We start from the raw sequence: 13,688 nt of genomic DNA, 5'->3' as shown, positions 1-13,688 counted from the left end.
CAAGCAAAGCATGATCGGGGAGCTACGGCTCCCCGATTTTGTTTCAGGTGACCCGCTCAGTGACTGGCAGGTTCCGGCCATGCTGCGTTACAGCAGAGACGGATCGCTACTTGCTGCTGGGGGAAAGGGCTGAGTTGCTCCTACGTGCCTATTCTGTTGAAAAACCCGATTTAATGGCCGAGATTGTTGGCCGAAATTCCGGTGATTGATGAAATTTAGGCATTAAACAGAGTGAAATCGCGTGCTAAAGGTACATTTGCTCGCTTATTTATGCCATTTGGTAATTTTTAGGCGCATCTATCCTATGTGATGACCAGAGCAACTTGGTCATGCGGTGCAAGTTTTGCACGAGGGCGGCCAGCGTAAATTCATCAGTTGCACCAGATAGCCCCCGTAACCTCAGGCGATCAAGTTTCAGAATGCGCTTGAGGTGAGCAAAGAGCATCTCGACCTTTTTGCGCTCGCGACGTGACTGTTGATATTCCTGAGTCTTGGCAACCTGGCGTGCCACATCTCGCGCCGCCTCATGAATGCTGCGGGCTATCTTGCGAAAGGGGGTGTTCTGGCAGCAAGATATTTTCATGGGGCATGCCGCGCAGTCGGATTGTCGTGACTTGTAGAGAATGGTGTCGGCTTTCGTGATGCGCGTACGTGGATTCTTGAATTGGCGCCAGTCGCAACGCAGCGCCTTGCCTGCAGGGCAGCGATACTCGTTGGCGGCTTCATCCCACTGGAAGTCACTGCGGGAGAAGGAGCCGTCATGACGCTCTGATCTATCCCAAAGGGGGATGTGGGGTTCGATGCCCTTCTCTTCGACCATCCAGGCCAACATTGGCGCAGTACCGTAAGCCGTGTCGGCAATCAGGCGATCCGGAACTAGGTTAAACCGAGATTCGACGCGGTCAATCATGAGCTTGGTAGATTCGACTTCTGCGGTTCGATAGGCCGGCGTCGCTTCCACGTCGAGAATGACCCCGTGAGCAGTATCAATCAGATAGTTGGTCGAGTAGGCATAGTACGGTACGCCGCCTTCGGCGCCCGTCCAACGGGATTGGGGGTCGCTGATCGATATCTTGCGGGGTGCTGGCGTACCGGGCAACTCGCTATCGAGTGCCTCAAGATACTCGCGCACCGCGTGGGTTCTTGAGGTGGGATCACCCCACTGTAGCGGCTCACCCTTAGGGATGCCCTGCTGACCACTGGCATCGGCCGCCACAATACTGGCATCTATAGCAAATCCTTCTCCCCGCACAAGACCGGCGGCCATACAGCCGCGCACCACCTCGTCAAATATCCAGCGAAAGGTTCCGTTCTGCCGGAATCGCCCATGTCGATTTTTTGAGAATGTCGAGTAGTTTGGAATGGCATCTTCGAGACCCAATCGGCAGAACCACCGATAAGCCAAATTGAGATGAACCTCCTCGCACAGGCGCCGTTCAGAACGAATGCCATAGCAGTAGCCGACGATCAGCATTCTGATCATCAGTTCAGGGGCAATCGAAGGACGCCCTGTATGGCTGTAGTGACTGGCCAGACGCTGGCGAAGCCCGCCAAGGTCGAGGCATTGGTCGATGCCTCGCAATAGATGATTCGGAGGAACGAAACTTTCCAGGTCAAACGAATAAAACAGTCGATCCTGACTTCCGCTCTGTTGACCCATCATCACGGCACCATCAATGCGTATGCGATACGCATATTTCACCAGGCAGCCTTCCCTACGGGGTGTTTTTCAACAGAATATGCCCATTCCGGTCATCGCAGTTTCCCGATAGCGGCCGCTCAGCCAAACCGGTGTTTTTCGAACTGGAGTTCTCGGAAGCGGACGTTGGCGACCTCACCCAAGCGGCCACAACCGACCTTTCGAGGCTGGTATCCAAACTGGGTGGCGCAGGTGATTTTAATGTCCGGTATTCGGTAACCGAAATAAACAGCTAAAGGGGTTATCCATGTAGGAGTAACCACCTACGAACTCAACACGATTACGTATATTTCGTTTGACTATGTAGACGGCTTGGTCAGCAGACTTCATCAAATCTTCGACCATTTACATTATAGATGTACCGACGTCCCCCCGGAATTGAGTAGCACGTGACTTTGGAGTCCAATCCCACCATCAAGGAGATTGGACATGAAGAAGCGATTCACTGAAGAACAGATCATTGGTTTTCTGCGTGAAGCAGAGGCAGGAATGCCTATTGCGAAGCTTTGCCGCAAACACGCCTTCTCGGAAGCCAGCTACTACCTCTGGCGCAGCAAGTTTGGCGGGATGAGCGTCTCAGATGCCAAGCGCCTGAAGGAACTGGAGCTGGAGAATTCCCGGCTCAAGCGCTTACTTGCGGAATCTCTGCTGGAGAACGAGATTGCGAAAGAGGCCCTGCGAAAAAAGTGGTGAGCGCACCGTCACGACGTGATCTGGTGCGCTTCCTGATCGACAAGGGACTCAGCGAGCGGAAATCACTCCGTTTCGTTGGCATGAGCCCGAGCGCTTTCCGGTACCGGCCGGTGATGGATCGCAATACCGCCTTGAAAGAAAGGATCATCACGCTCGCTCAGCGCCACCGGCGCTACGGGGCTGGGATGATCTATCTGAAGCTGCGTCAGGCAGGAGAGGTCGTGAATCACAAGCGGGTGGATCGGCTCTATGCCGAGGCAGGTCTGCAAGTGAGAAGGCGCAAGCGGAAGAAAATCCCGGCGGCCGACCGGCATCCCTTAGAACGCCCCTTGGCGGCCAACTAGGTCTGGTCGATGGATTTCGTGTTCGATCGGACAGCAGAAGGACGTGTCATCAAGAATCTCACCGTGGTCGATGACGCGACTCATGAAGCTGTGGCCATTGTTCCTGAACGAGCACTGGGCGGTCTGCAACTAACCCGTGTTCTCGACCAGTTGGCAAAGACGAGGGGACTCCCCAAGGCGATCCGAACCGATAACGGCAAGGAGTTCTGCAGCCGGGCCATGCTGACCTGGGCGCATGCCCGTGGTGTTCAGTTGTTCCTCATCGAGCCAGGCAAACCTAACCAGAACGCCTATATCGAATCGTTCAACGGACGTTTCCGCGATGAATGTCTGAATGAACACTGGTTCACCAGCATGCGCCACGCCCAAGTCATCATCGAAGCTTGGCGGCGGGAATATAACGAGGAGCGGCCCAAGAAATCCCTTGGCGGAATGACCCCTGCTGCTTATGCCAGATCACTTGCCCAGAAATCGGTTAAATTAACCCCGGACTCTAAAGCCTACTGCTACTGAAAACGGGGGGGCGTCGTCCTCACCGAACCAGGTCTGGTCGATGGATTTTGTCAGTGACGCATTAGCCAATGGCCGCCGGATCAAGGTGCTGACCATCGTCGATGACTTCAGCAAGGAGGCCATCGATCTCGCTGTCGATTTCGGAATATCGGGACATTACGTGACCCGGGTGCTCGATCAGGCTGCGCGTTTCAGGGGCTATCCCAAGGCGATCCGGACTGATCAGGGACCGGAATTCACCGGCAAGGCGTTGGACCAATGGGCCTACCAGCACGGCGTGCAGCTCAAGCTGATCCAGGCTGGCAAACCGACGCAGAATGCGTTCATCGAGAGCTTCAACGGCCGGTTCCGGGATGAGTGCCTGAACGACCATTGGTTTACGAGCTTGCCCCAGGCTCGTATCCTGATTGCCGCTTGGCGCCGAGACTACAACCAGCATCGGCCACATAGCTCACTGGATTACCTGACGCCGGCAGAGTTTGCGGCCAAGCACCGATCCAGTGATCCCGATGATCCCGTCGGAAAAGGATGTCTTTAGCAGTGCAAACCAAGGACTTTTACTAAAATGCCCTTGGCACTAAATCTGGGGGCACCTCAATCCTGCCGCAAGAGCCACATCATGTTGAGTTGCACGTAAAACTGACCCACTAGCCCCATAGATTTGCATCGAATTTTGACCCACGTATAGACACTGACCTGCTCGGGGAACGAGCGGGGGAATCAGGAGTGATCGACGTGGCGTTATTAAGCGTAATCAGGCGCTGGCACCTGCGCGATGGCATGGCCATCCGTGAAATAGCCAGACGAACGGGGTTATCCCGAAACACGATCCGAAAGTATCTGAGCACCGGCATCGTCGAACCGAAGTATCCCGAGCGACACAGCCCGAGCAAGCTCGACCTGTTTGCGCCGAAGCTGGCGGCATGGTTGAAGACGGAGTCGAAGAAGAGTCGCAAGCAGCGGCGAAATCTCAGGCAGATTTATGCCGATCTATGCTCGCTGGGCTACGAAGGCTCCTATGACCGGGTCGCCGCCTTCGCCAGGCATTGGCGACAAGCTCAGCAGGAAGCTGCCGGGACAACCGGGCGTGGCACCTTCATTCCCTTGACCTTCGCGCCGGGAGAAGCCTTCCAGTTCGACTGGAGCGAAGACTGGGCGGTCATTGCCGGGGTAAAAACCAAACTCCAGGTTGCCCAACTGAAACTCTCCTACAGCCGGGCGTTCTTCCTGCGGGCCTATCCGTTGCAGACCCACGAGATGCTGTTCGATGCCCATAATCACGCCTTCCGGGTGGTAGGTGGCGTTCCAAGGCGCGGCATCTACGACAATATGAAGACGGCGGTGGATCGGATCCGGAAAGGCAAAGCTCGGGACATCAACACCCGTTTCAAGGCCATGGTCAGCCACTTCCTATTTGAGGCCGAGTTCTGCAATCCAGCCTCTGGTTGGGAGAAGGGGCAGATCGAGAAGAATGTTCAGGACTCCCGACATCGCATCTGGCAGGGTGCGCCGGCCTTCGAGAATCTGGATGCCCTCAATGCCTGGCTGGAACAGCGATGTCTGACGCTGTGGCAAGAATTGAGACACCCTGAATTGCCCGGCACGGTCGCAGACGCCTGGGCCGATGAACTGGCTCTACTGATGGCAGTGCCAACCCCTTTCGATGGGTTCGTCGAACATACCAAGCGTGTCTCACCAACCTGCCTGATCAACTTCGAGCGTAACCGTTATAGCGTCCCGGCCTCATTTGCCAATCGGCCAGTCAGTTTGCGGGTCTACGCCGATCATCTCGTCGTAGCAGCAGAAGGTAACGTGATCGCCGAGCATTCGCGCGTGATTGATCGCCGCCATCACGATTCAAGTCAAACCATCTATGACTGGCGCCACTATCTTTCGGTCTTGCAACGTAAGCCGGGCGCTTTAAGGAATGGTGCGCCCTTTGCAGAATTCCCCGATGGCTTCAAGCGCCTCCAGTCGTCGCTCATGAAGCGGCCAGGTGGTGACCGGGAGATGGTCGAGATTCTTGCCCTGGTTCTACATCACGATGAGCAAGCGGTACTGACGGCGGTCGAGATGGCCCTCGATGCAGGCGTTCCCTCGAAGCAGCATGTGCTCAATCTGCTTGGGCGATTGGTGGAGTTGCCGCCACCGGCGCCGATTGATGCGCCTCAGGCACTGGTGCTGAAGATTGAACCGCTCGCCAACGTCACACGTTACGACAGTCTGCGGGAGGTGCGTCATGTTGCCTGAGGCCATGGTCACTACTTTGAAATCCCTGAAGCTCTTCGGTATGGCACAAGCCATTGAGGAACTGGCTGCCCAGAGTTCGCCGGCCTATCTGAATGCACAATCAATTCTGGACAGCCTGCTCAAGGCCGAATTGGCTGAACGAGAGGTCCGCTCGGTCAATTACCAGATGAAGATTGCCCGTTTCCCTGCTTACCGTGATCTGTCGGGATTCGATTTCACGCAGAGTGTCGCCAATGAGGCTCTGGTGCGCCATCTCCACCGTGGAGAGTTCATGGATTCAGCTCACAACGTTGTGCTCATCGGTGGGCCAGGCACCGGCAAGACCCATCTGGCCACCGCCATCAGTGTGCAGGCCATCATGCATGCTCATCAGCGTGTCCGCTTCTTCTCGACGGTCGATTTGGTCAACGCTCTGGAACAGGAGAAGCAGTCAGGCAAGCAGGGGCAGATTGCCAACCGTCTGGTGCATGCTGATCTAGTGATCCTTGATGAACTGGGCTATTTACCGTTCAGTCAGAACGGTGGTGCTTTGCTGTTCCATCTCATGAGTAAGCTCTACGAGAAGACCAGCCTGATCATCACGACCAATCTGAGTTTCTCTGAATGGGCCAGCATCTTTGGCGATCCGAAGATGACTACTGCACTGCTCGACCGGCTGACTCATCACTGCCATATCGTCGAAACGGGCAACGAAAGTTACCGTTTCAGGAACAGTTCAACCAAGGTTAGCAAGGAGGTGAAGACTAGAAATCCATCTGTGACTTGAGCCATACTGAGGCTCATCGGGTGGGTCAGATTTCAGTGCAAATCCCGGGTCAGTTTTACGTGCAACTCAACACACATCAGAACCAATGATCTTAGCTAACCTGATGAAGTCAGGTTCATCCTTGGCCATCTCATTATCAATGTCCTGCAATATTGTAGGACGAGGCGGAATACCAATATCCCGAATTTCCGTTCGCATTTGAGTGGCAAGGTCAGGTAGTTGTGCAGTAGCGCTCGCAGCGGTGGCGACCATTTTATTCAACGGCTTTCGGCAATAACCAGATAATGAATGAGAGCCGAATTCACAACGTTTTAAGTTGATTGGCTCTCCCAAGCCTTCACTCTAGCAAGTAACATTTGTCTCGACATCACCTCGCGGGGTGACGCCAAGACTGCACCTGATTTCCTATAACTCAGTCAGCTTGGAGCCGGCCTAACTAGGCAGTCGGAGCGTTACGCTATCTGAAAGAATTGATACTGGTTCCTACCATGCTTCTTAGCCATATACATGGCTTCGTCTGCGTGTCGAAGTAGCTCTTTAGGTGTGGCATCGTCGCCAGAGAAAAGAGTGACCCCGATACTCACAGACACAGCGGCAAAAACGTCATTGATCTGGACAGGCTCAGCGACAGCAATCAGGATTCGTTCCAGAAGCCTTTCGACGCTATCTCTAGAGGCGATCTCCTCTAGCAGCAAAACAAATTCGTCACCGCCCAAGCGTGCGATTGTGTCTTGGCCGCGCAAGGCTTCGGTCAGTTTTGTGGCTACATTCTTGAGAACCAGATCACCCGCCTCATGCCCCATCGAATCGTTGATTTGCTTGAAGCCATCAAGATCCAAAAAGCACACTGCGACCATTTTCTTACTCCGCTGGCTGCGGATCATAGCCTGAGCTAGTCTGTCCATAAGCAGCCTTCGATTTGGCAGCCCGGTCAACGTGTCATGGTTGGCTGCATCAAGAAGGTTGCGCTGTCGCTCTAGCAATTGGGAGGCAGACGAGAACACGCCGATAAAATGATTGATATCGCCGAGAGGGTCCTTGACGGCAGACAGTGTCAGCCACACCGACTCTAGTACGCTGTTCTCGTTGCGGCCAGAGACCTCGCCTGCCCAATGTCCCATTTCTCGAGCCACCTGAAGGATTTCTTCTTGCCGATCAGTAGTAAACATGGCGGGCATGGCTTCGATCAAGCTTTGCCCGACCAAGTCCTCGTGTTGCCGATTTAGCCCATCACAGAATGAGGGGTTGGTATCGAGAATCCGGCACTCCGCATCGGTAACAACGATCGCTTCCAACGTATTTTCTATCACACTCTTATACAAACTCAGCCTGGCCTCGGCGCGCTGGCGTTCTGCAATCTCACGCATCAACTGCAAGGTCCGTATTGATAGGCTGTCGTACATGCTAAGCACTGTCTCGATCATGACTCGCATCGCACTGTTCATCTCGCTACAGGCTCTTTTCTTGGCGTCCTGCAACGACAGCCCCTGCTTTAGCGAAAGAACAATTTTCGCCATGTGCTTGTCGTCCTCAAGAATATGGAAGGCAAGCCAATGAGTGAGGAAAGAAACGATGCCATCAATAACTTGATCGTCGCTCTTATACTGAATCTCTGCCTTAACATTGAGCACATCAGCTACAAAGTTCTGATGAGTTTGGTTGTGTGCAACGCTCATTTCATCATGCGGCAGCCACTTATCCCAAATTGCTTGCTCGGTTCTGAAGTGATGAACGGCATAGTCAGCGAGTTCTTCAAATACCCGATTCAACTCGAGTGCATCGGAACCATAGGCTAGATGGCTGGCAAGCGAGTTCAGCAATTCAACTAGTCGATGATGCTGTTCGTCGACAATGGCAATCCCGATGGCAAAGTTCTCATTCCAAGGGAAAATAACGTTGGGTGTTCCGGGATCAGTCATTGAATTGTTGAAACAAATTACCAGGGGAAGAGTCCGGTTTCGTCGTGGCCACAAACGGAATCGGATGAGTTAACAAGGCGGTCGATGGTTTCGTGCGTTCCGAAAAATTTTTTAGCCAACTTAATTGTAGGAGTTCATGTGACCCCACACATCACCCCATGAGGTGACGACGAGGCTAATTCGACTTGGTAGAGTGAAGCTTCGCTGGAATCCACTACGTCCATAGTTGTGACATTGAACTTAGGTCGGATAATTTTGGCCACCGGTATTCAGGCCTAAACAGCAAAGGGGTTTTCAATGTTTGGTGAAGTGAATCAGGGCAAGGCAGATCAAGGTTTGGAAGAGTTCGAGATTTTTCCATGGAACAAAAACCTCGAAACCGGCATTCAGACCATAGACAATCAGCACCGGCAACTTGTGGCCTTGATTAATCGGCTAGCGGCTCACGTAGCGGACAAAGCGTCTGAATTGACACTGAATGAGGTATTTGATCATTTGGCCGCCTATGTCAATTATCACTTCCAAACGGAGGAACAAATATGGCACTCGTTTATTGCCGGAGACCCTTCGTTTTCTGCACATCAGGAAGTTCACAATGGCTTTGTTGAAAAGGTAACCGCATGGCGGAATAACCGGTCAAACCTTGCAAACCATGACGAAGTCATTGGAGATCTACTGGGTTTCCTGACGCACTGGCTCGCCTACCATATTCTTGACAGTGACCGCCGTATGGCATGGGTTGTTCATGCCTTGCAGAGTGGGTTGGACATCGAGGCAGCAAAGAAAAAAGCTGATCTCGAAATGAGCGGTGCCATGAAGGTGCTGATCGATACGGTATTAGCCATGTATGACAGCCTGTCTGCCCGGACTCTTGACTTACTTCGCGAACGAACGGAGCGCCGGCGGGCTGAAGAGGCGCTGCAGGCCAGTGAAGATCGCTGGAAATTTGTTCTCGATGGCGCCGGAGATGGCGTCTGGGATTGGGATATCGTTAATGATGAGATCTTCCGCTCAACGCAAAGCAGCACCATTCTTGATTTTCTTAATGTGGGTGTTGATGGCGAAAGCGGAAAGATTCATCCCGATGATATAGGTCGGGTACGAGTTGCATTAAAAGACCACCTGGAAGGAAGAAGTGCCTCGTTTGTTAATGAGCATCGTGTCGTGCACCCGAATGGCTTGTGGTCATGGGTATTGACCCGCGGCAAGGTTACAGCGCGGGATGCCAGCGGTCTGGCGCTACGCATGATTGGTACGCATTCCGATGTCACCGAACGTGAACTGGCGATGATATTTTTTCAGAACACCAATGAAGGCATGGTGGTCGTTGACCAGAATGAACGAATTATTGCAATCAACCCTGCATTTCAGCGACTTTCCGGTTTCGGATCCGAGGAATTACTCGGTCATTCAATGTCTGATCTATGGAAGGAAGATAGTTTGGGCGAGTTGCCTGGAGTTCTCTCTGGTCGTCTGGCGGTATCGGGGGCTTGGTCGGGTGAGATCTGGATGGCCCGTTCAAATGGTGAAAGCGCCCCGGTTTATCTCGAGTTGAATACGGTGTCGAACCCAGATGGGTCTCCCAATTACCGTATCTGCCTAGTTGGCGATTTGTCGGAAAGGAAACTGCGTGATCAAACGATTTGGCGCCAGACTAATTTTGATGCACTGACAGACCTGCCTAATCGCTACATGATGATTGATCGTTTGACACAGCATCTTACCTCGTCATTCTTGGACACTAATCACAAGGTAGCCTTGCTGATTTTCGATCTTGAGCGCTTGCGTGATGTCAATTCCGTTTTTGGCCGAAAGGGTGGCGATGGACTGATCCGGCAAATGGTCGAGCGATTGAAAAGTTGTCTGGGTAACAATGGGGTGCTCGGCCGTCTTGGCGGTGGAGAATTCGTCATAATTTTGTCCGGCATTTCTGACTTGCAACAAATTGACCGGTGTACCGAAGCGTTGCTGGAGCAATTTGAGTCACCGTTTGTCATCAATAATGAAAACGTGTTTGCCACTGGCAGCATTGGTATTACCTTGGCACCCGATGACGGGGATGATTCAGAGACCTTATTCCACAACGCCGAGCAGGCTATGTATCAGGCCAAAAATCTCGGACGCAATCGCCATGCCTACTACGCTGCTTTTATGCAACAGGGGGCTCAGATTCGCACACGGATGGCCAACGAACTTCGCCAGGCGTTGACGACAGGCCAGTTAGCGGTGCATTACCAGCCTATCGTTGATTTACATAGCAGGCAGATCGTTAAAGCGGAGGCCTTGTTGCGCTGGCAGCATCCCGTTCACGGGGCAATTAGTCCAGCAACTTTCATCCCGATCGCGGAAGAGTGCGGGTTAATCGTCGAAATCGGAAACTGGGTATTCCGTGAAGCAGCCTCAAAGGCTGCCATCTGGCGTCAAACTGTCCCCAATTTTCAGATCGGTATTAATAAGTCGCCGATCCAGTTTAAGGATGAATGTGATCAGGCAGATGCCGATCCACATGGCTGGTTCACCTTTCTTGCAGAATTGGGCATCCCCGGAGAAACGGTGGCAATCGAAATTACCGAAGGGACCTTGATGGGAGATCAGCCAAAGGTACTCGATCGTATGCTTGAGATGCGTCGGCGAGGGATGTCTATTTCTTTAGATGATTTTGGCACGGGATATTCTTCCCTTTCTTATTTGCAGCGGTTCCCTATTGATTTCATCAAAATTGACCGCTCCTTCGTTATGCATCTCACTGCAGGCTCAAGCCAATTTGCTCTCTGCGAAGCAATGATTGTTATGGCGCATAAATTGGGTATCCAAGTTGTTGCCGAGGGTATCGAAACGGAAGAGCAAAATCGCCTGATCGCCGATGCTGGATGTGATTACGGTCAGGGATACCTCTACTCCAAGGCTGTTGATTGGGAGACTTTTAGCTTTCTTCTTTCGGATGGCCCCCTAGAGTGAAGCTGCACTTTGGATAACGCCCCCCACATTTCAAGCTGGATTGCCGCTGTGCATGGCCGGTTTTGGTCGATTGGGTGAGGTCGTCCACGACCGCTTGAATCTGAACCACGCCGGAAAGCTGACGCGAGCAACTCCGCCTGAGCACCCATTGGGATGCCTTTTGGGCAACCACAGGAATATGTCCTTGGATTCATCGGTTGCTGCCGTCTATAGCATCGAGCGTCTTGGCAAAGGACCTCATAAACGCCGTGTGGTATCTGTTGCCACCGTGAGACCAAAACGCTTCGCATCCTTGACGAAGTAATGATTGCCGAATTTTTCAGCCCGATACTAGGCATCCCGCCGACCCATTGCATATGATGAAGTGATATTCCGAATATCGGCAGCGTCTTCAATATCGCGGCGTCCGAAAAGCATCAGGGTCATTGCCTCTCCGAACTGCTCGGCACTCAGTCCTTCAAGAAACTGAATAATCTCCTCTCGTTTGGCAACCCTAGTCTGATCCGGATGGAGGATTCTTTCGATACGTGCTTCGCGATCAAATTATTGCAGCTTTTCATCGCTTCGCCGAGTGAGTGCAAGTGCTCGAAGGTGTACGGGTCCAAGTTGTGCAGGAATGTTGTGTTCGAACTAGGCGGACGCTTCAGCAATTCCACTGATTGAAATTCATCGATGAATCTCAAGCATTGGCCATTTGGCACCTTCCCTTACACGCAGCCAGAAAGCAGCGACCCGACAGCCAATTTCGTGAGAAATGTCCAAGGACACACAGGCTTTACCTCTGGAGAAGTCGGAAATTTACGGTCAAGACTGGCAATAAAGGCCGCGTAGCGCCACCCCACAATATAGGGACATCACCAAACTGAAAACCACCACAAATAGGGAGAAAAAAATATCATGAAACCGTATTCTGAAACAAGCCAAACAGTCCGGAAATATATCTATGGCATCACGAATTTCTTGCATGATTATCGGGATTAATTTTGAGGTTAGTCCATCAGATTAAAAACCTGATTAATCCCATTTTTCCCAGCCAGCCTCACCTCTCGGGGTGATTTCTTCCTGGGCCGAAAAACGTAAAATGAAATTATATCCGTATGACTTCGTCAACAAATCGGGGTCTGGAGTAAACCATTTAAAAATATACCAGAACAATATTTCGTTAATCAAAAACGGGAAACCATAACGCATGCATCAAAACCCGGAATCATCCACAGAATACATCCGTTTTGCACCATATTTACTGGCACGAGCAACTCGATCATTGCGTATTTATTACGGGCTGATGCGAAAGTATTTGGTAATTTTTTTATTGGCACCATGCCTTTCGCACGGGGCCTCGCTAAACGATTTTCTTTGGGTTATCGGAGAACAGCACCCACGGATTGTCGCCGCCACCGAAAGCGCAACTTCCAGTGCATACCTGACAGATGCTGCCCGTGGCGCTTGGTTGCCGCAAGTTGCCGCCAATGTCCAGGCAGGTTCAAGCCACTCGGTTCTTTATTCAGGATCGAACAATAGCGTCCGACCCGGAGTGACCGCATCGCAGCTGCTTTTTGACGGTGGAAAAACGAGCAACAGCATCAAGGCAAGAGAAGAAGATACCGCCGCAGCTATCGCACAACACAATGAACTGAAGCTCACGCTGACATCGCGCCTCGCCGAAACCTATCTCGAGTGGCATCGACAAACCGAACTTCAAAAGTTAAGCAACGAGCAACTCCTTGCCTTGCGAAAAATTGAAAAAACGGTTGCCGATATTGCGTCATTTGACAAAGGGCGTGCATCCGATCTTACTTTGGTCAAGATGCGAATTTCCCAACTCGCCAATTCGCAAGAGGCGCGAAACCTTTCCATCCGCGATGTTGCGATGCAATTGCAGCAAATCTGCTCATGTACGCTTGTCCCGACTGAAGCGCCCCCAAATTTCGGAAAATTCCTGCCTGCGCACGAACCGGACAACATTGGCAACCTTTTGCGTACCCAACATCCCGCAATCCTTGGTGCGACGGCTCGCCGTAACAGCGCAAACGCCGATGCAGAGGCCGCCGCCGCTTGGTGGAAGCCCTCGGTAGCGTTGCAGCTTAGTTCGCAAACGGAACAGGATTACTTTGGCAAGACTCGTCAATTTGGACTTAACACCATCGGCCTCAACGTCAGTGCCCCCCTGTTTGACGGCAACACGTCCAACGCGCGGGAATACGCGGCTCGGGCCAGAACACGTTCAAGTGATGCCTCCCTGGCTGCTGGCATCTCCGAACTAGAGGCCGAGTCGCACAGACTCTGGATGCTGGTCGAACAGCGAAAGCAGCGAATCGCGACGCTCAAGCAACTCATTCAAGAAACGAATATCACGTTCGACATTGTCCTCGAACAATTCAGACTGGGTCGCCGGAATGTCATCGAAGTGCTTTCTTATGAAAACGAACGCTTTGCTGCCCGTGGGCAAGCCCTCTCGGAAGAGGTGGATCAAGACCTCGCGCGAGCGAAATGGCTGGCGTCTATTGGCAAGTTGAACGAAAAACTCGAGACCCTGAAATAGCTCG

7 protein-coding genes and 2 pseudogenes are annotated in these 13,688 nt (G+C 52.4%); 6 read left to right on the top strand and 3 right to left on the bottom strand.

From position 1 onward, the window contains the following. Positions 1 to 268: 268 nt before the first annotated feature. Positions 269 to 1,663, bottom strand: coding sequence for a transposase (locus HYN24_RS06345; protein WP_117608461.1), 1,395 nt, complete (start codon positions 1,661 to 1,663; stop codon positions 269 to 271). A gap of 465 nt (positions 1,664 to 2,128) precedes the next feature. On the opposite strand from HYN24_RS06345, the pseudogene HYN24_RS06340 reads away from it, so the two are divergent. The 4 genes and pseudogenes from HYN24_RS06340 (at position 2,129) to istB (ending at position 6,265) form a co-directional block, all read left to right on the top strand. Beyond that, positions 2,129 to 3,233, top strand: a pseudogene (locus HYN24_RS06340) (IS3 family transposase). A gap of 32 nt (positions 3,234 to 3,265) precedes the next feature. Next, a pseudogene (locus HYN24_RS06335) lies at positions 3,266 to 3,787 on the top strand (IS3 family transposase); the annotation flags it as partial. Between the two features lie 188 nt (positions 3,788 to 3,975). Continuing rightward, positions 3,976 to 5,499 (top strand): IS21 family transposase, encoded by a 1,524-nt coding sequence (istA, locus tag HYN24_RS06330; protein ID WP_117607375.1) that lies wholly within the window; start codon positions 3,976 to 3,978, stop codon positions 5,497 to 5,499. Continuing rightward, entirely contained in the window at positions 5,489 to 6,265 is a 777-nt protein-coding gene (istB, locus tag HYN24_RS06325; RefSeq protein WP_117607374.1) for an IS21-like element helper ATPase IstB, read from the top strand. Before istA ends, istB begins: the two co-directional genes overlap by 11 nt. Positions 6,266 to 6,331: 66 nt before the next feature. Here istB and HYN24_RS06320 read toward each other — a convergent pair whose 3' ends face one another. Together HYN24_RS06320 and HYN24_RS06315 are read right to left on the bottom strand one after the other, a co-directional pair. Then, positions 6,332 to 6,598: a hypothetical protein gene (locus HYN24_RS06320; RefSeq protein WP_162888618.1), complete on the bottom strand. Its 267-nt coding sequence runs from the start codon at positions 6,596 to 6,598 to the stop codon at positions 6,332 to 6,334. Between the two features lie 119 nt (positions 6,599 to 6,717). Continuing rightward, positions 6,718 to 8,184, bottom strand: a complete 1,467-nt coding sequence (locus HYN24_RS06315) for a bacteriohemerythrin (RefSeq protein WP_117608459.1) — start codon at positions 8,182 to 8,184, stop codon at positions 6,718 to 6,720. 297 nt (positions 8,185 to 8,481) lie between these two features. On the opposite strand from HYN24_RS06315, the gene HYN24_RS06310 reads away from it, so the two are divergent. Both HYN24_RS06310 and HYN24_RS06305 read left to right on the top strand, forming a co-directional pair. Further along, positions 8,482 to 11,142 carry a bacteriohemerythrin gene (locus HYN24_RS06310; protein ID WP_117608458.1) on the top strand — a complete coding sequence of 887 codons (2,661 nt, stop codon included), beginning with the start codon at positions 8,482 to 8,484 and terminating at the stop codon, positions 11,140 to 11,142. A gap of 1,189 nt (positions 11,143 to 12,331) precedes the next feature. Then, a complete protein-coding gene (locus tag HYN24_RS06305; RefSeq protein WP_117608457.1) occupies positions 12,332 to 13,684 on the top strand; it encodes a TolC family protein in 1,353 nt (450 codons plus the stop codon). Positions 13,685 to 13,688 lie beyond the last annotated feature (4 nt).

This window comes from Dechloromonas sp. HYN0024, from assembly GCF_003441615.1.
Classification (GTDB): Bacteria; Pseudomonadota; Gammaproteobacteria; order Burkholderiales; family Rhodocyclaceae; genus Azonexus.
This window is presented reverse-complemented; position numbering and strand designations above follow the sequence as displayed.